Here is an 18,382-nt window from a genome sequence, read left to right on the forward strand (position 1 = left end):
CTTCCTATTATTTCCATAGAATTTCAAATGTGTACAATGCCATATCAAGGAAGTGATTGCACCGTGCATGTGACTAGAAGATCTGACCGCATTTTGGAAATTGCCTATTGTTGTGTACGGTGGTTTTTTGTACCGACGTCAACCATTCTATTTATGAAGTATTATCATCAAACGACATTAGATCTGATCATTTTTATGAGTCTATTTGTTTTTGCTGTTATTTATATGGGATTAACGGAATTTGCCATACATCGCAGTCCCATTGACTCTGCCTTCTACCGCTACACAACGAGGACGGGAGTGCTGTTAGATTACGTGGCCTTTGTAGCGATTATTTCGCTAACCGGAGGTACACAGAGTCCTGTATATCCAATTGCTTATCTGGTTATTTTGCATGCGTCATTATACTGGAGTCTCGTTGGGGCCATGGTGGCAACTCTCATGGTGATTCTTGGTTATATCGGTGTTGTAATCACGGTCGATGGCGGTTTTATGATAGAAGATCTGCCGCGGCATTTTTTCAATTTTGCTTTTTTGGTCATGATCGGTGTGATTGGCGGCATCATCGTGGCGCGGGAGCGAAAGCATTTTGTAGAGAGGGGCATTTTCGAGAATTTAGCTAAAAAAGACTACCTAACCGGGCTCTATAATCACCGCAGCTTCCAAGAGGAGATCAAGGAAACGATTGCAAAGCAGCAGCATTTTACCCTTGTGATGGCAGATATTGATTATTTCAAAAGCATTAATGATCAGTATGGTCACCAGGCAGGGGATGCGGTTCTACGGTCGCTCGGAACATTGTTTGAATCGAGCATTCCTAGTGAGCATGGCAGTGCCTTCCGCTATGGGGGCGAGGAATTTGTCATCATTTTATACACACAGGATCGGCATTTCGCCAGTGATTTGCTGCATCAATTCAGAGAAAAGCTGCGCGAGCTTGAGTTCGGTACTGACGAGGATAAGTTCTATATTACCATGAGCTTTGGAGCAACGGTGCGTGACAAGGAGCAAAGGGCAACAGAGCTCGTAGCTGCAGCGGATGCGCTTTTGTATGAAGCGAAAGAGCAAGGAAGAGACCGCTTAGTGTGGGGATCATATTCACTTCCCTAGGCAAGAGATGGTATGATCGGTCTGTATCCAACGATTACTAATTAGGAGGGAAGCAGCATGGCAACGTTAACTCCATACATTTACAGCAGTAATGCAAGAAAACAAGCTGACTTTTACGTGAAGGCACTGGGCGGGGAAATGGTTAGCCTACGTACGTTCGCAGATATACCCGATGTGGATGAGTCGATCAAAAATCGCATCATGCATCTAGAGCTGCAGGCCCTTGGCCTTCGCTTCTTTATGGCTGATTCAGGTAAGGATACGGTGGATAGAGGTCAAGGTCTGGATTTGACGCTGGAATTTAAGAGCGAAGAAGAAGCGCGCCGTATATTTGATGCGCTATCCGAGGATGGCGTTGTGAAAATGCCTTTCGAACGCATGTTCTGGGGGACGATGTTCGGTCGTCTGGAAGATCCTTTCGGTGTGATCTGGCAGATAGCAACTGAATCGTAATTATCTTATGAAAACTATGCCAAGTAGGCAGGGATATACGGTTGGGCAGACGGCGAAAATATGCCAGACCTCGATCCAAACCCTCCATTTCTATGACAAAATCGGGCTTGTGAAGCCACACCGTGTGGATGGGCAGAATGGCTATCGATACTACTCCAGTCAAGATATTCTTGCGATTAAAATTGTTCAAGACCTGCAGAGTATGCAGTTCACGCTAGAGCAGATCGGTCAGATTCTCAAAAGCAAAAGCATGGACGGTATCCCAGAGCTTATGCGTGGGAAGAAGGCAGAAGCGGAAGAAACGATCCGCACGTTAGAGACGGTTGTCGGAACGATTGACCAAAGGCTGCGGCATTTGAACGCCCAGCGGCAGCTGCGCAAAGAATTCGAGCATTCGCAAGTCGTGGTAGAGCTGAAGACATATCCGGATCGCTTCGTCGCTTTCGAACGCAAACGTGACGAATGCGGGATGGAGGCTTCAGTTATACGCTTCATGGCGCTGATGGACCGGATCAAAGAGAGCGGATTGACGATGGATGGACACATTTTGACCATCTACCATGAAGATCTACTGACGTTTGACAGAGGCGACTCCGATATTGAGATCTGTGTGCCGCTGCTGCCAAGTAAGCACGAACCTGCCTTTACCCGATGGCTGCCAGGCGGGGATTACATATCCGCGGTATACGCTGGCTTTCCTAATGAAGATACGTGCAAATTGCTGTTCCAGCGTTTAAGGGATTGGATGAGCCTGAACGGCTATGAAGAAAACGGTCCTGTGCTGGAGCGGTATTTGATTGATTTTACCCATATGATGAACACAGATGACTTTATTGTTGATCTTCAAATTCCTGTGAAAAGCGTATTGACCCTATAGCTGCTATAGGGTTTATTGTTGTTTTCATAAGAAACAGCCAGACAGTCATTCTGGCGAAAACCATTTGGGAGGATGCAGCATGGAAGTCATATTGGGAGCGGGTCCGCTGGGCAGGGCCGTCATGAAGGAGCTTTTGAGGAGAGGGAAGAAAGTCAGAATGGTTAACTCCTCGGGCAGGGCAAATGTGCCTGATGGTGTTGAGGTGATGCAAGCAGATCTGATGAGTGAAGGTGGTGCTCTAACTGCGCTAAAAGGGGCAAAGAACGTTTTTCAATGTGCGCAGCCTCCTTATCATAAGTGGGATGGGTTGTTTCAGAAGCTGATGAGCAATATTACGAAAGCAGCTGCCCATCATAAGACGAATCTAATCATGGGGGATAACCTCTATATGTATGGCGAAGTTATAGGGTCGATCCATGAAGGGCTGGCGTATGAGGCTTCCACGCGTAAAGGCAAGGTAAGGGCTGAAGTTGCTCGCGAGCTGTTGGATTTACACCGAAAAGGGACCGTGAGAGTAACTATCGGTAGAGGGGCAGATTTCTTTGGACCTCAGGTAGAAAATTCGTACGTTGGTTCGCGTTTTTTCACACCGGTGGCGGCTGGGAAGTCGATTTCACTGCTTGGGAATCCTGATGCGCTGCATACATTTACGTATATAGACGACTTCGGTCGAGCCCTCGTGACCCTGAGTGAGCATGAAGATGCCTTCGGTCAGGTATGGCACGTCCCAAATGCAGAGACCGTAAGCGCTCGGCGATTCGCGGAACTAGCCTACGAGGTTGCAGGGCACTCTCCGCGCATTGGTACGATGGGTCGTGGGATGCTCCGTCTGGGCGGTCTATTCATACCGGCGGCCAAGGAGGTTATCGAGATGCTGTATCAATTTGAGCAGCCTTTTATCGTGGATAGCAGGAAGTTTGTACAGCGTTTTGGCGAAGAAGCGGGACCTACGCCGCTGCGTACAGCGCTTACTGAGACAGTCGCGTACTATCGCGAGAGGGCAAAGAAATAGGAGGCTGCTTCTCCGCCTGAGGGCCGATGGGATCTTGTTTATATTCCGTTTAAAATAGAAGTGTATGATACCTAGGTAAGGGATCATACCAGAGAGACGGATGAACATCCAATCGGTAAAGGAGTAGAGATAAATGGAAGCTACAAGGAAAGAAGAGCCTAAGGTTAAGAGCAACTGGCGAGGGTTCGCTCGTTTGCTCGCACAAGCTAACCCGCCTAAGCTCGTATTAAGCATAGCATTAGGGTTAAGCATTATTTCAACATTGGTGGGATTGGTGATCCCGCTGTTTACGAAGAATGTCGTTGATAGCTTCTCTGTTAGTTCCCTGAATTGGGCACAGATTAGCGGGATGGCCATCGCTTTTGTTGCATCAGCTGTAGCTTCCGGGATTTCGGTGTACTTACTGAACTTTGCGGGACAGCGCGTTGTGGCAGGCATTCGGGATCGTTTGTGGAAGAAGCTGCTCGTGCTTCCGGTTAGATACTATGATAACCACCAGACGGGGGATACCATCTCTCGGATGACGAACGATACGGCAGTCATTAAGGGACTCATTGCTGAGCATATGGCGGGTTTCGTCACGGGGATCATCTCAATCATTGGATCTATTGTGGTGCTTCTGTTTATGGATTGGAAAATGACGCTCATTATGTTCAGTGTATTCCCGATAGCCTTCGTCATTCTTTTTCCGCTGGGGCGGCAAATGTTTAAAATATCCAAGGGCATGCAAGCCGAGACAGCTGGCTTCACCTCCGTCCTGAATCGAGTACTATCGGAAATGCGCTTAGTGAAGGCAGCAAATGCCGAGCCTGTTGAGTATAAAGAAGGTGCTGCTGGGATTCAAAGGCTTTTCAAATTCGGGCTTAAAGAGGGCCGGATTCAAGCATTAATGGCGCCGCTTGTCACCTTTGTCATGCTAATGCTGTTTGTTGTGCTTTTCGGGTATGGCGGCATGCAGGTTGCCTCTGGAGCTATTTCAGCTGGTCAGCTCGTTGCATTCATGCTGTATTTGTTCCAAATTGTTGCGCCGATTACGCAAATTACGCAGTTTTTCAATCAGGTACAGAAGGCGATGGGGGCGACCGATACGATCCTGAAGGTACTCGATTACGAAGAAGAGAATCCGCATGCCGGAGTACCTGTCACGAATGCCTCGCAGTCGATTCACTTCGATCAGGTATCTTTCAGCTACAAAGAAGGGGACTCTGTTCTGAAAAATGTCAGCTTCACCATGGAAGCGGGCAAGGTTACGGCAATTGTAGGACCGAGCGGCAGCGGCAAGACGACGATGTTCTCTCTTTTGGAAAGATTTTATGCGCCGCAAAAGGGATCAGTCACGCTGGGGGCCGATCGAATTGATCAATTCTCGCTCATCTCTTGGAGGAGTCAGATTGGCTATGTTTCGCAGGAGAGTCCGCTCATTGCAGGCACGATTCGGGACAATATTTGTTATGGCCTGCAGCACGAAGTGACGATGGAGGAGCTGAAGCGTGCTTCACAGATGGCGTATGCCGATGACTTTATCGAGGAGTTGCCGCAGAAGTATGAGACCGAGGTCGGTGAACGCGGCATCAAGCTGTCGGGTGGACAGCGGCAGCGGATCGCCATTGCGCGAGCCTTGCTGCGGGATCCGAAGATTCTGATGCTGGATGAAGCGACATCGAGTCTGGACAGTAAATCAGAGGTCGTTGTACAGCAAGCGCTGCAGAATTTGATGCAAGGACGCACCACGCTGGTGATTGCGCATCGCTTATCTACGGTGGTAGATGCCGACCAAATTATCTTTCTGGACAAAGGCGTCGTGACGGGCAGTGGTACACACCAACAATTGCTGGAGACGCATGAGATGTACCGCGAGTTTGCTACGCAGCAGCTGCAGCTGCAAGAGCAGACGTCTGCGGATCACTCGCAGTTGGCATCAGTGGCATCTACCGAGGTTCATTCCTAAAATAGGATGACCGGTAGTAAGCGAAAAGCGTTTCAAACCCTGAACTTTGGGTTTTGAAACGCTTTTTTTATGCTTGGAGTGATGGGAACAAGCGCATATGTGTGATTTTTGCCACTGGGAGCCTATGATCGAAGTTGTTGGGGTTGCTGAGGTGCAGTATCACGACATGTTGTTGGCCTTCTGAAGTTTCACGATAGGCCCGAGTTGCATAATGTACAACAATATATCTGCTTTTGAACCAAAGCAACCCAACATGTTGCATTTCGTACAACAATTTGTGCTGGAAACACGGTTTCCTGAGTGAAATCAATAGATTTGTTGCACGAAATACAACATTAATCCAATTTGTCTGATTTTACCCGCCGATTGTTGTATGGGATACAACATCTCACTAATTTGCCCGATTGAACCTGCTGATTGGTGTGTGAAATGAAGCCTGTTGAATGGCTGAATTCATACGATATAACCGATCGAATACGTTATAAGATAACTTAGCACTTGGATGAATAGTGAAATTTCCCTGATCGTAAAATTATGCTCAGAGTCAACATTGCCAGTCTGTTCGATGGGGAGAAGCAACTCTTCTTTTGGTAGAATTACTTGAAGAATATTTCAATGAGGTCGTCTCGTTTCGGATGTTTGTAGGGGTACAAACACTTTACCGAATGAGCGGCCTTTTTTAGTTTATCAACAGGCCTGTGAGTATGGATGTAGCTAGTATTGTATTTTCTGCAACAATTCCCACCCTCAATGGCTATTTTGCAAGCTGTTGTTGCAGTTTGTACAACATTTCTGACCCATTTGAGGCGAAAGCGCCTGTATGGGGTTCCGATTGTTGTAGATTTTACAACATTGAAGCGAGAGAGGTGGGATATGGGCAGCAATTGTTGTACTTTATACAACACCAATACACTGAGAATAAGGAGTCCTGATTTATTCATCTGTTCACGATAAAAGGAGAGAAGGTTCAAGCTCTAAGATAGATTTTCCCTCATAAGAGAGGCAATCTTACGTTCATCTTCCCCAGTCTTATTTTCTAACCGCTGAATAACAAGCTCTTGTCGTTCTGCTGGATGGTTTTGACTCAATTTTGCCTTACCTTCGATGCGAGTAATTTTGATTCTAAATCCTTGAATACCTTTACTCAAACCTGCAATGTAACTAGCATCTACTTGGTCTAATTGATAGGAACTGCCCGGTTCTTCATATTTCAAAACTAAATCAGTTAACGAGTTCATCACTTCTTGTGCATCGTCTATAAGCTCAACCTGGCCATATACATGAACTGCTACATAATTCCAAGTGGGTACTGTAGTAGATGTCTCATACCAAGAGGGAGAGATATAGCAATGCGGACCATGAAAAATCGCTAAGACCTCCTGCTTTTCGATATCCTTCCATTGCGGATTAGGGCGTGCAAAATGTCCAAATAAGTATTCTCTATTCTTATCCAATGATAAGGGTAGGTGTGTTGCGAATGGACTGCCTTGATGCTGAGAAATCAGTGTCGCAAAGCCGTTTTGTTCAATAATATCGTAAGTAAATAGGTCATCATTTATTTCGAAGTGTGATGGAATGTACATCTATTCACCTTCCTAATTAGTTTTCATAAATTATAGCCATTTTGTTGGAATAGAAGAAGTGCCAATTTAACATAAATGTATTGGAGCAATCCTGTTGTCAGCTGCATTTAAAAGAAAAGGTCAAAGGAGGAGACGATCTCATGTCGAATATGTAGGATAAAATCTTGTTTTCTCTGAGACCTGTTGGGAGGTTTGAATAGATGGATAAGGTACGATGGGGTATTATTGGTTGTGGGAATGTGACTGAGGTCAAAAGCGGTCCTGCCTTGCAAAAGGCGGAGGGTTCTGAGCTTGTCGCTGTGATGCGAAGAAATGGAGCGCTGGCTGAGGATTATGCCAAAAGGCACGGAGTTGCTGCATGGTACGATGATGCGGAAGCGCTGGTCAATGATCCGGATGTCAATGCGATCTATGTCGCGACACCTCCAGGTTTTCATCGGGAATATGCGCTGCTGGCAGCACGTGCAGGGAAGCCTGTCTATGTGGAAAAGCCGATGGCTAGGAATCATGCGGAATGTTTGGAAATGATAGCTGCCTGTGAAGAAGCAAAGGTGCCTTTATTCGTGGCCTATTATCGCAGAGGTTTGCCGAAATTTGTTGAGATCAAGAGATTAATTGATAGCGGTATCATTGGTGAAGTCCGATTTGTGCAGACGACTTTCCTCCAAACCATGAGGGAAGATGATGGACAGGAGCAGCCGTGGCGGATACGGCCGGAGCTTTCCGGAGGCGGTTTGTTCGTTGATTTGGCGAGTCATACGCTTGATGTTCTTGATTATTTACTTGGACCAATTGGCGAAGTGAAGGGTTTTGCCAGAAATCAGTCGGGGCAGCATCAAGTCGAAGATATCGTAACAACGAGCTATGCATTTGAGTCTGGCGTTATGGGGACTGGGATATGGAGTTTCAACGCGTTTAAGCGCAGTGACGTCACTGAAATTACTGGGAGTTTTGGTAAAATTTCATTCTCGACGTTTAGCGATGATATTCGCATGGAGCTGGCAAATGGTCAGATCGAGGAGTATGCCATTCCGTATCCGGCTCATGTGCAGCAGCCTCTTATTCAATCGGTGGTTGACGAGCTGCGGGGTATTGGTAAAAGCCCTAGTACCGGTCGGACTGCGGCGCGAACGAATCGGGTGATGGATGAATTGCTTCGTGACTTTTATTTTCCACAGCAGTCCTGAGCAATCTTCTCCAGATGTTGGCAGAAAACATATTAATGCGGATAAAACAATTGACGGAAACCCGTAAGCGCTTTAAACTATGGTTAATTAATATGGAGTCTTGGGTATTTCCTATCCTCACACTGTGTCCCGCGAAAGCGTTAAAGTGGTGAGTGAGCAATGAGTCCAAGCGATAAATGGGAACTTAGAGAGGGGTAATTATGTTGAAAAAGAAAGCACTCGTATCATTCGTATTATCAGCAGCTCTTATGGTCGTAGCAGGTTGTGGGCAGAAAGCAGCTCCGGCTCCAGCAGCAAGCGCTGCGGCTTCAGCAACTCCGGCAGCAACGGCAGCCGCGCAAAAGTCTTATAAAGTCGCGATTTCACAAATTGTCGAACATCCGTCTCTGGATGCAACGCGTCAAGGTTTCCTTGCAGCTCTTAAAGATGGCGGTATCGTGGAAGGTACCAACTTGAAAGTCGATTTCAACAATGCGCAAGGCGATCAACCGAATAACTTATCCATTGCTCAAAAAATTGCTTCCGCCGACTACGATTTGGTACTTGGTATCGCAACACCATCCGCACAAGCTCTGGTACAGCAAGTGAAGAAATCTCCAATTCTATTCGCAGCTGTTACAGACCCGCTTGCAGCTAAAATTGTTAGCAATGTGGACAAGCCGGGCGGTAATGTTTCCGGAGCTTCGGACACGAACCCAATGGCCGTAGCGCAACTAATGGATTTCGTTGCTGCGAACATGCCTAAAGTGAAAACAGTTGGTCTTGTTATTAACGAAGGTGAGCCTAACGCTGTTATCATGGCCAAGAATGCAGAGCAAACCTTAACGAAACATGGTATTAAGCTCATTAAAGCGCCGGTTACCAATACGTCTGAGGTCAAACAAGCTGCGCAATCCCTCGTTGGCCGCGCGGATGCTTTCTTGATTACGCTTGATAACACGGTCGTTAGCGGTGTGGATGGAATCATTCAAATTGCAAATGAAAAACACATTCCGTTCTTCTCCAGTGACCGCGATACGGTGGAAAAAGGTGCTTTTGCAACAGTTGGCTTCAAGTATTATGATCATGGCTACCAAGTTGGCCAAATGGCTGTCGACATTCTCAAGAATGGTAAAAAACCAGCAGACATGAAAGTAACTGTTCCTGAAAAAATGGATCTGATCTTAAACCTAAAGGCAGCTAAAGCCCAAGGAATTGATGTAACAGACGCGATGAAAAATGCTGTAAAAGATAAAGAGAAAAACATCATTCAGTAAGGATTAGGACACAAAAGGGGTGAACGTCGCTTTCGTTCACCCCTTTTTTTCAAAGTAGGAGGTTATTCACATGATGGATTCAATGTTTGGTGCCGTCGAGCTAGGTCTTCTCTATGCGTTGATGGCGCTTGGTGTTTATATCACGTTTCGTATTCTCGATTTCCCTGATCTAACGGTGGATGGGAGTTTTACAACAGGCGGTGCTATTGCAGCAATCATGATTGCTCACGGCTATTCGCCGCTGCTAGCTTGTTTGGCTGCTTTTGCAGCCGGGCTTATGGCTGGAGCTTGTACAGGACTGCTCCATACGAAAGGTAAAATTAATGGACTTTTATCAGGGATTCTTATGATGATTGCCTTGTATTCCATTAATATGCGCATTATGGGCAAGCCTAACATTTCACTTCTCAATGTCGATACGATATTCACTTCGGTGTCGCCGATTACGGTTGTGCTTATTATTGTCATCGTGTTCAAATTGCTGCTGGATGCGTTCCTGCATACGGATTTGGGACTTGCTCTGCGAGCAACCGGTGACAATGCGAGAATGATTCGCAGCTTTGGCGCGAATACGGACAATACTACGATTCTAGGCGTCAGTATATCGAACGGATTAGTGGCACTATCTGGAGCCCTCATCGCGCAGCAGTCGGGCTTTGCCGACATCTCGATGGGGATCGGGATGATCGTTATTGGACTGGCTTCCGTTATTATTGGGGAAGCGATTTTTGGCGCTCGGACGGTTTTTCAAGCGACATTGGCTGCTGTACTAGGTTCCATCGTGTACCGTATTGTTGTCGCATTGGCCCTGCGAGTCGAATGGCTAAAAGCATCAGACTTGAAGCTAATTACCGCGATTATCGTTATTATCGCGCTCGTTCTTCCTTCCGTGCAGCGAGCGATGAAGCAAAAAGCAACAGCGAAACGGCGATCGGCTGAACTCATCGCCCTTGCTGTGAAAATGAATAAGGGAGGTGAGCGTTAATGCTTCAGCTCTCGAACGTTTCGAAGCTATTCAACCCTGGTTCAGCGGATGAGAAAATCGCGCTGATCGGTATTAACTTGAACCTCAAGCCCGGTGACTTCGTCACGGTCATCGGCAGTAACGGCGCCGGTAAATCGACGCTGATGAACATCATCTCCGGCGTCATGACGCCGGATGCCGGCGAAGTGCGTATCGGTGGCGAGGTCATCCACCACCTGCCGGAATACGAGCGCAGCCGTTGGGTCGGCCGCGTCTTTCAAGACCCCATGGCGGGGACCGCTCCTCGAATGACTATCGAGGAGAATCTCGCCATGGCGTATGCCCGCGGCAAGAAGCGCGGGCTAAGCTTCGGCGTCACCGCGCGTAAGCGCGCGCTGTTCCTGGAACAGCTGCAGCGCCTCGGCATCGGCCTGGAGGGCCGTCTGCGCGCGAAGGTGGGCCTGCTCTCCGGCGGAGAGCGTCAAGCCCTCAGCTTGCTGATGGCGACGTTCACCAAGCCGCAGATTCTGCTGCTTGATGAGCACACGGCCGCGCTGGATCCTTCGCGCGCGGAGCTCATCACACGATTGACCGAGGATATCGTGCGCGAAATGAAGCTGACCACCTTGATGGTTACGCACAACATGGAGCAGGCGATTCGTCTCGGCAACCGTCTGATCATGATGGATAAAGGCCGCATCATCCTGGATGTGAGCGAGGAACGGAAGAAGGACCTCACCGTGGAGCAGCTGCTCGGTGAGTTCGAGCACATCAGCGGCAACAAGCTGTCGGATGACCGCGTGGTGCTAGGTTAAAGAGAGAAAGCCTTCGGCGAAAGGGATGGATTCCCTGGGCAGAAGGCTTTTTTTGTTTATTAGAGATTAATGGTTTGTCTGTTTATTGGTATGTTCTTTTTGAGTGTTAATATTGTTTATTAATTTGTTTATTTGTTTATTTATTTGTAAAGGAATTAGTGAACTAGGAAGGGAAGTTGTACAACGTACAACAATTTCCTTGATTTCGACTAGAAAAGCTGAGGATGTTGTATGTTGTACAACAATTTAGCCTTTTATTAAGCTATAGAGCTACTTTTGGCTGAAATGTTGTATTTTTTACAACATCCGAGTTGAAAACGTGGATTAGCTCTCCAAATGTTGTACAAAGTACAACACTGCCTAAGCGACTGTTTAAACAAACGTCTTGGGCGGCGAATCTTGCTTTGCATCCAACGTGCGCGAATCCCGGGGGGCGCATTGTTGCGAGGCGTGGCGGCAGTCAAACCCCACATCAAACCTACAGCCACTCTCGTTTAAGGGCGGTGTAAGCTGGTCTTTTGCACAATTATGAAATCCTTTGCATACAGGATCCCATACAGTTGGCCGAGTATTCTCTATGCATGCTGTTAATCAAGTACTCTGACTGTTCCAAGTGTATAACGACCGTCACTTCTCCTGCCGTCGTTTGCGAAGTCCACTTCTGGTTTGCCGGTTTGCGGGTTGAGTATTGCAGCGTTGACCTGATAGTTTCCAGGTGCAAGGTTCGTAGGAGTTGGCAAAGTGCCCGATACTTCCCTTTCTCCCGGAAGCCATTCGCGAATATCTATGGTTGAACGCATTTGGGAGACGATGGCTCCCTGTGCATCAGTTAGGGAAAGCTCCAAGGGCCAAGCAAAGTAAAAGGGTGCTACTCCCCTGTTGATCATGGTAAGTTTGACATGCAGCGAGTTCCCAGCATGAATATCCTTTTCGTGAGACTCTTTTGCAATGACAAACCGATAACCAATGGTTTTCAAGAATCGGTCAATATTCGACTGAAGCCGACCGCCGATAGGCTCATGAGAGGGAGCGCTGGGACCAAGCCAGCTTACATGTGTCAGCTTCGCCTGCAACAAGGTTTCCTCAATATGAGCATCATTCAAATAGTCTCCATCAGGTGTAATTTCGCCGCCGCTAGGTGCTGATTTCCAGAAGTCCGGCATGGCGGGCTGATTATTTTGAGTAAGCCAGGACTTATAGCCGTAGGTGTACCATTGCAGGAATCCGTCTATCGTTGACTTACGTGAGCCGAAAGCATCATTAAACAACCCAAGCCCATGGTCCAATGCGATTTCGTGCGGTCTTCTCATCATCAGTCGTTTTTGGTCGAAATAATGCAAATAATGCTGGACGTATTGATCGGAAACATCTTCTTTAGGAAACTCGATTCGGGTGTCGCCTTCATTCATGGTATGCCACTCACCCCAATGCCCCAAGCTGCCCAGTTCGATAAAAGCAATTTGCGAATCGTTATTATATCGGTTTGCTAACGCTTGGATCAAACGTTCGTGATTTTCGATCAGAACAGAATTGTTATAGTCTGGACTGAAGCCCTTCCCGAAGTCGACATCATACCAAACTCCCTTTTCGTCGATTTCTTTATACAACCAGTCTGGAATATCGGCATGCTCGCTTGCTTGCGGGTAATCAAGAATGACTCTCACAATAAGGGATACTCCCTTTTGCCTCCATAAAGCAAATTGAAATTTTTTTTCAATTGCCTCAAAAGCATACTTCCCTTTTTCCGGTTCCAGGTCAGCCCATGTCAAATTTGCATAAGCAAGACGAAAGGGCTGCTTGGCTTCATTATATTTGGCATCTATGACAAACCCCATAAAGGGGTTATTCAGAACTTGATTCGTTTCCGCGGGAAAGTAAGATACTCGGTTTATAACTTCAGTTGCCATAAGTTTCCTGTAGCCGAATACGCCCAATATCCCCAGAATAAGGCTTATAGCAATAAGTACTCGATGAAGACGGAAATTCATGAGATATATACCTCCTTCATGATCTATCTTTGAAATAGTATCAGACAGGAGACATCGTTACAACACATGTAAGCGCATAACATGAACAATTTATCAGTCATTAGTACTTTAGAACTATTAAATTACAGAAATTCCGAGTATATAACTCTTTTAGATAGTGAAAATATATCTAAAGTACTATATAATTGATGTATAAGAACTATATGATTACTTGGCGATTTTAGTGAAAATTGTAAAACAGTGTCGTATTTGAAATAACCTGTCCTGGAGGAACTCAGTATGAAGGTGTTAATTACAGGAGGATATGGCTTTATTGGATCTTTTGTCGCAGAACGCTTCTTTAAAGAAGGTTATGAAGTTTATATCATAGATAATTTGTCTACCGGCAATAAGCAAAATGTAGACTTTAAACATAAAGGCTATGTTTTGTCCGTGGAGGATCGGAAATGCGAGGAGATTTTTCGCAGTAACCGGTTTGATACTGTTGTTCATCTCGCTGCTCAAGTGAGTGTGAAGACATCGGTTGAAGACCCGAGACTGGATTCGAAGTCGAATGTCCTCGGTCTGTCCAACATGCTTTCATTATCTCAGAAGTACAACGTTCATAAGTTTATTTTCGCTTCTTCTGCTGCCGTTTATGGAAACAATGATGAAGTTCCTCTGCTTGAATCCTCGGTCTGTAATCCCATTTCCCCTTATGGTATTAATAAATGGATTGGTGAAACGTATTGCAACAAGTGGAAGCAATTGTACGGTTTGGATACGCTTTGTTTCCGTTTTTCTAACGTATACGGGCCACGCCAAGGCAGTGTCGGCGAGGGTGGCGTTATATCCATATTTATGGAAAAAGTGATAAATGGAAAGGAACTCGTCGTTTATGGAGATGGCGGGCAATCCAGGGACTTCATCTACGTAGAAGATGTGGCTGACGCTATTTATCGTTCGTCTTATTCCGGCTTGGACGGCGTCTATAATTTATCCGCAAATACGGAGAATTCGGTTAATGAATTAATTAGTGCTTTGCAAGGCCTGCATGGCTCGGTGGCCTTCGTGCATTCAGAGCAGCGTGAAGGAGATATATACCGTTCCAAGCTGGACAATAGACGTATAGCTAACGATTTAGACTGGGTACCCAAGAATTCGTTTCAAGAGGGGCTTGCGAAGACGTACGATTGGTTCGTTCAGAAGCATGCTTCGCAAGAACAGACACGGGTCAAGGCAAAGAAACCAAGCGCTCCCTCAAGACTAGGACAAGTTATTCGCACGCTAATGCCCTATGCAGAGAATGCGCTCGCCTTCGGATTTACAGCATGGATGAGCCTGCTGCTCCGAGACAGCTTGTCTGACTTTATTGATATCAAAATTATTTATATAATTTTGCTTGGTATCCTCTATGGCAACAGGCAATCCATGCTTGCTGTCGGGATGTCAACTGCGCTTTATATTTACGATGAACTCAGTAAAGGTCGGGAAATGCTTTCGCTATTTTACGATACTGACTTTTTCTTTCATGTCGCCGTCTATTTGTTTATTGGATTAGTCGTCGGATATACGGTGGAGCGGAAAAACACCATGCTTGAATCGAAGAAGAAAGAGCTTGAATCGCTGTCAGAGAAACACGAGTTTTTAACAGAGGTATTTAAGGAGACTCGTCAGGTCAAGGATGAGCTTCAGCAGCAAATTATGAACAACGGAGACAGCTTTGGCAAAATTTATTCCGTTGTTAAAGAGCTGGAAAGCCTGGAGCCGGAAAAAATCTTTACTTCAACGGTCAGCGTCGTGGAATCGGTTATGAAATCGCAGACGGTTACGATCTATACAGTTAATAAATACGGTAGCTACCTTCGTCTTTTGGCTAGGTCGAGTGGTACGCAATTTGATGCGAGCAAATCGATGAAGGTGGAGGATTTCCCTTATATTCAAAAGCTCCTTCATGACAAGAAACTGTTTGTTAACAAAGATTTAAAAGGGGACATCCCCCTCCTTGCCGCCCCTGTCTTCAACAATGGCAAAGTTGTTGCTGTCATTTCTGTCCATACAATGAAGTTTGATTATTTTACGTTATATCACCAGAACCTTTTCAAGATTATTGTGGATTTAATCTCTTCCTCTCTTTCGCGAGCACTTTCCTATGTTGAAGCTACGGCCATTCAGCGGTATATGGATGGAACGCCTGTATTAAAACCAGAGGTTTTTGCCGATATATTAGCTAGTAAACAAGTTGCAAATGCTAAGCATGGCGTTGAGTTTATGCTGCTTACGCCAATCGAAACCTTTGATGTTACCGATGAAACGCCGCAGAAGGTTTCAAGATTCTTGCGTGAAACGGATTATTTGGGTATGAGCATGGACGGGAAGCTTCTTGTACTTCTCTCCAATTCCAGTCAGGAGGAAGCATCCTTCGTCTTAAACCGTTTTGAGCAAAATGGTATATATATGCGTATGGTAGACGAGGAGTTCAGCTATGCTTGAGTGGATACTACTTGTTTACATCGTATTGTGCACAGTATGCATCAGCTTCCGGCATCGGCATGATAAGAACGAAGCCTGGGTTCGTATCGTACTTGCTGTTGGATTTCCCATAGTCGGATTTCTCCTGCCTGCCTTTCGCTCCAAGCGTTGGCATGAACGCAACGATGCGTGTCATCTGCAAGCGAGGAAAGAGTTGTTTGACGATATTCTTGTCGAAAACTATGATCTCCCGGATGTCGTGAGCAAGTTGGAAACGGAGAAGGAAATGAATGTAGTCCCACTGGAGGAAGCGCTGCTAGTCAACGATATTTCCACGAGACGCCGGGTTATGATTGATTTACTGAAGCAAGATTCTTTGGACTATTTGGAAGTACTTCAAATGGCAGTCAGTAATGAAGATACGGAAACGTCACATTATGCCGTTAGCGCGATTATGGAAATGAAGCGCAAAATAACGCTAAACCTGCAAGAGTTGGCGGTTAAGTTCGAGGAGAATAAGGGGGACGTGCACATTCTGCGTTCTTACTCCGAAATATTAAAATCCTATATGCGCAGTGGTTTTCTAGATGAACGGACCCGAATTAAGTATAGCTACACCTACACGAACGTGTTGAAATTGTTGATTGAACAAGCTCCGGATTTAGCGGAAGTCTATGTCGACAAGATTAAAACCGATCTTGATTTGGAAGAGTATGCGGAAGCTGAACAAACCGCGTTACTGTATCTAAAGCAGTATCCGCTGCATGAGGATGCTTATCTCAATCTAATGAAAGTGTATTATACGGTACGTTCGATCGATCAATTGAAGGCGACGCTGATACAATTAAGAAAATCCCCCATACGATTATCGAATCAGGCGTTAACTATAGTGAGGTTTTGGTTGGAGGAGAAGACGGATGAACAAAGTGAGACTCAAACGTAACGTCTATATCATTCTAATCGGTATTTTGTTGCTGGCTGCCGCTGTGCAAGTTACAAATTCTCAATTCGTTCTTCAGTTCAACCGCAATGGCACTGTAGACGGCGGATTGAAAGGGTTGAAGCCTGCTGTAGCGCAGGTACAGCCTTCGGGCAAGCCTTATTGTGTTATATTCGATAGTACTGAAGATTTCAGTGAAGAGCTAAAGACACAAACGGAGTATGTGTTGGGTTATTTGAAAAAGCCAGTGCAGTCCATCGATGTCCGAAGCGGAGTGTTTCAGGCAAACTCATGCCAAGTTGTCGTATCGACAGTGGTGAGCATGGAGCTGATCGGCAATCTGGAAGAACTCGCCCAGTATGTGAAACAAGGCGGATATGTATTCCAGGAGGCGACCCCTGAGAAGGGAGATGCGTTCTATCAGCTTTATCGCAAAATGGGCATTGTGAACGCAGGCGGTAACCTGAATAAGCAGGGTGTTCATCTGACCTCTAATGTATTGATAGGTGAGAAGAATTTAATCATTAACGATCCATTCATCATGAATTCGATGATGACGGTTGAGCTTGATCGGAAAAGCAGGGTTTTGGCGGAAACGGCGGATGGAGCACCTCTCCTATGGGATTATCCATACGGACAAGGTAAGTTTATGGTATTTAATGGGACGATGCTGCAGGAAAAATTGAACCGTGGACTCATTGCGGGAGCACTAAGTATGCTGGAACCTGTGTTTGTATACCCGATCTTCAATTCGAAAATTGTCTATCTCGATGATTTCCCTATGCCAATAGCTTCGGTAATAGATCCTATCATTTATAATGAGTATCACAAAACGAGGCCTTCATTTATCAAAGATATTTGGTGGCCTGATATGCTGGCGTTGGCAAAGCAGAGTGACGTCAAATATACGGGAGTTTTGATAGAATCCTATCAGGATCGAGTCAAGCCTCCTTTTGAGTCTCCGACAGACAAAGATTCAAAGGGACTCATTTCGTATGGACGTGAGGTGCTGAAGAGCGGCGGCGAGATTGGGATTCATGGGTATAATCATCAATCGTTTACGAGCAGCCAAGAAGTTGCTGATGCCTTCGAATATAAGGTATGGAGCAATATGGATGACATGGTGGCGGCTACCAAGGAGGCTGTGAATTTTGCTCGCGAAGCTTTTCCTAGTTATTCCATGGTTTCCTATGTCCCTCCATCTAATGTGCTTAGTCCGGAAGGTAGAGAGGCATTAAAGAAGGGTTGGCCAACGCTTGCGGTCATTGCTTCTTTATATCCTGAGGACGGAAGCGGTCTCGCTTATGTGCAGGAATACAGTATAGCGGATGATGGGATCGTGGAGATGCCGAGGGTTACTTCCGGTTATACCGAAGGTCATTTCCAACGGTGGTTAATTGCAAATGCCATAACGGCACATGGGATCTTCTCTCATTTCGTCCATCCCGATGATGCTTATTCAAAGGATCGCAGCGGTGGCTTAACTTGGGAAAAGATGTATAAAAACTTTTCCGAGATGCTTGAACGTGTCCATCAAACCTATCCATGGCTGAGGGCGATGACGTCTGCAGAGGCTGCTTTTGATATGGAGCAAGAACTCGCGGGCCAAGTTACGTTAAGCATGGAAGGGAATGTACTGCGTGGCAAGATTGCACCTTTCCATGAGCGCGCCTTCTTTATTTTAAGGATGGAAAATAAAATAGGTAAGCTTCATGGCTGCAAGGTAGAAAAGATTGATACCGACACGTATTTGATCACTGCGAATAATAATGAATTTGATATCGAATTGGGTGGATGA

The 18,382-nt window shown here is 46.0% G+C and carries 14 protein-coding genes; 12 read left to right on the top strand and 2 right to left on the bottom strand.

The window, feature by feature from the left end:
• The first annotated feature begins 63 nt into the window (after positions 1–63).
• The 5 genes from GC102_RS40265 (at position 64) to GC102_RS01840 (ending at position 5,400) form a co-directional block, all read left to right on the top strand.
• The gene (locus GC102_RS40265; protein ID WP_171687970.1) at positions 64–1,110 is read left to right on the top strand and encodes a GGDEF domain-containing protein; all 1,047 of its coding nucleotides are present in this window, start codon (positions 64–66) and stop codon (positions 1,108–1,110) included.
• 57 nt (positions 1,111–1,167) lie between these two features.
• The gene (locus tag GC102_RS01825) at positions 1,168–1,563 is read left to right on the top strand and encodes a VOC family protein (protein ID WP_171687971.1); all 396 of its coding nucleotides are present in this window, start codon (positions 1,168–1,170) and stop codon (positions 1,561–1,563) included.
• 7 nt (positions 1,564–1,570) lie between these two features.
• The gene (locus tag GC102_RS01830; protein WP_171687972.1) at positions 1,571–2,440 is read left to right on the top strand and encodes a MerR family transcriptional regulator; all 870 of its coding nucleotides are present in this window, start codon (positions 1,571–1,573) and stop codon (positions 2,438–2,440) included.
• A 79-nt stretch (positions 2,441–2,519) separates the two neighbouring features.
• On the top strand, positions 2,520–3,452 hold the full coding sequence (locus tag GC102_RS01835; RefSeq protein ID WP_171687973.1) for an NAD-dependent epimerase/dehydratase family protein: 933 nt from the start codon (positions 2,520–2,522) through the stop codon (positions 3,450–3,452).
• 133 nt (positions 3,453–3,585) lie between these two features.
• Positions 3,586–5,400: an ABC transporter ATP-binding protein gene (locus GC102_RS01840; RefSeq protein WP_171687974.1), complete on the top strand. Its 1,815-nt coding sequence runs from the start codon at positions 3,586–3,588 to the stop codon at positions 5,398–5,400.
• Between the two features lie 974 nt (positions 5,401–6,374).
• Here GC102_RS01840 and GC102_RS01845 read toward each other — a convergent pair.
• Positions 6,375–6,983, bottom strand: coding sequence for an FMN-binding negative transcriptional regulator (locus tag GC102_RS01845; RefSeq protein ID WP_171687975.1), 609 nt, complete (start codon positions 6,981–6,983; stop codon positions 6,375–6,377).
• 200 nt (positions 6,984–7,183) lie between these two features.
• Here GC102_RS01845 and GC102_RS01850 point away from each other — a divergent pair, with 200 nt between their 5' ends.
• From GC102_RS01850 to GC102_RS01865, 4 genes are all read left to right on the top strand, one after another.
• Positions 7,184–8,170: a Gfo/Idh/MocA family protein gene (locus tag GC102_RS01850; RefSeq protein ID WP_171687976.1), complete on the top strand. Its 987-nt coding sequence runs from the start codon at positions 7,184–7,186 to the stop codon at positions 8,168–8,170.
• A gap of 200 nt (positions 8,171–8,370) precedes the next feature.
• The gene (locus GC102_RS01855; protein ID WP_171687977.1) at positions 8,371–9,426 is read left to right on the top strand and encodes an ABC transporter substrate-binding protein; all 1,056 of its coding nucleotides are present in this window, start codon (positions 8,371–8,373) and stop codon (positions 9,424–9,426) included.
• A gap of 70 nt (positions 9,427–9,496) precedes the next feature.
• The gene (locus GC102_RS01860; protein WP_171687978.1) at positions 9,497–10,411 is read left to right on the top strand and encodes an ABC transporter permease; all 915 of its coding nucleotides are present in this window, start codon (positions 9,497–9,499) and stop codon (positions 10,409–10,411) included.
• Positions 10,411–11,205 (top strand): ABC transporter ATP-binding protein, encoded by a 795-nt coding sequence (locus tag GC102_RS01865; RefSeq protein WP_047679685.1) that lies wholly within the window; start codon positions 10,411–10,413, stop codon positions 11,203–11,205. Before GC102_RS01860 ends, GC102_RS01865 begins: the two co-directional genes overlap by 1 nt.
• Before the next feature lie 587 nt (positions 11,206–11,792).
• On the opposite strand, the gene GC102_RS01870 is transcribed toward GC102_RS01865, so the two are convergent.
• Positions 11,793–13,193 carry a DUF4832 domain-containing protein gene (locus GC102_RS01870; protein ID WP_171687979.1) on the bottom strand — a complete coding sequence of 467 codons (1,401 nt, stop codon included), beginning with the start codon at positions 13,191–13,193 and terminating at the stop codon, positions 11,793–11,795.
• A 279-nt stretch (positions 13,194–13,472) separates the two neighbouring features.
• Between GC102_RS01870 and GC102_RS01875 the strand changes: the two genes are divergently transcribed.
• From GC102_RS01875 to GC102_RS01885, 3 genes are read left to right on the top strand one after another with little or no spacing between them, the layout of a single operon-like run.
• Positions 13,473–15,665, top strand: a complete 2,193-nt coding sequence (locus GC102_RS01875) for an NAD-dependent epimerase/dehydratase family protein (protein ID WP_171687980.1) — start codon at positions 13,473–13,475, stop codon at positions 15,663–15,665.
• Positions 15,658–16,587 carry a hypothetical protein gene (locus tag GC102_RS01880; protein WP_171687981.1) on the top strand — a complete coding sequence of 310 codons (930 nt, stop codon included), beginning with the start codon at positions 15,658–15,660 and terminating at the stop codon, positions 16,585–16,587. The genes GC102_RS01875 and GC102_RS01880 overlap by 8 nt, the downstream gene beginning before the upstream one ends.
• Positions 16,562–18,382, top strand: coding sequence for a DUF2194 domain-containing protein (locus GC102_RS01885; RefSeq protein ID WP_171687982.1), 1,821 nt, complete (start codon positions 16,562–16,564; stop codon positions 18,380–18,382). The genes GC102_RS01880 and GC102_RS01885 overlap by 26 nt, the downstream gene beginning before the upstream one ends.

The sequence above is a fragment of the Paenibacillus germinis genome (assembly GCF_013141785.1).
Taxonomy (GTDB): Bacteria; Bacillota; Bacilli; order Paenibacillales; family NBRC-103111; genus Paenibacillus_E; species Paenibacillus_E phytorum.

Bases quoted from the DNA above. Each gene is read 5' to 3' on its own strand.
- GC102_RS01825 (WP_171687971.1), top strand. From the start codon at position 1,168: ATGGCAACGTTAACTCCATACATTTACAGCAGTAATGCAAGAAAACAA.
- GC102_RS01830 (WP_171687972.1), top strand. From the start codon at position 1,571: ATGAAAACTATGCCAAGTAGGCAGGGATATACGGTTGGGCAGACGGCG.
- GC102_RS01835 (WP_171687973.1), top strand. From the start codon at position 2,520: ATGGAAGTCATATTGGGAGCGGGTCCGCTGGGCAGGGCCGTCATGAAG.
- GC102_RS01840 (WP_171687974.1), top strand. From the start codon at position 3,586: ATGGAAGCTACAAGGAAAGAAGAGCCTAAGGTTAAGAGCAACTGGCGA.
- GC102_RS01845 (WP_171687975.1), bottom strand. From the start codon at position 6,983: ATGTACATTCCATCACACTTCGAAATAAATGATGACCTATTTACTTAC.
- GC102_RS01850 (WP_171687976.1), top strand. From the start codon at position 7,184: ATGGATAAGGTACGATGGGGTATTATTGGTTGTGGGAATGTGACTGAG.
- GC102_RS01855 (WP_171687977.1), top strand. From the start codon at position 8,371: ATGTTGAAAAAGAAAGCACTCGTATCATTCGTATTATCAGCAGCTCTT.
- GC102_RS01860 (WP_171687978.1), top strand. From the start codon at position 9,497: ATGATGGATTCAATGTTTGGTGCCGTCGAGCTAGGTCTTCTCTATGCG.
- GC102_RS01865 (WP_047679685.1), top strand. From the start codon at position 10,411: ATGCTTCAGCTCTCGAACGTTTCGAAGCTATTCAACCCTGGTTCAGCG.
- GC102_RS01870 (WP_171687979.1), bottom strand. From the start codon at position 13,193: ATGAATTTCCGTCTTCATCGAGTACTTATTGCTATAAGCCTTATTCTG.
- GC102_RS01875 (WP_171687980.1), top strand. From the start codon at position 13,473: ATGAAGGTGTTAATTACAGGAGGATATGGCTTTATTGGATCTTTTGTC.
- GC102_RS01880 (WP_171687981.1), top strand. From the start codon at position 15,658: ATGCTTGAGTGGATACTACTTGTTTACATCGTATTGTGCACAGTATGC.
- GC102_RS01885 (WP_171687982.1), top strand. From the start codon at position 16,562: ATGAACAAAGTGAGACTCAAACGTAACGTCTATATCATTCTAATCGGT.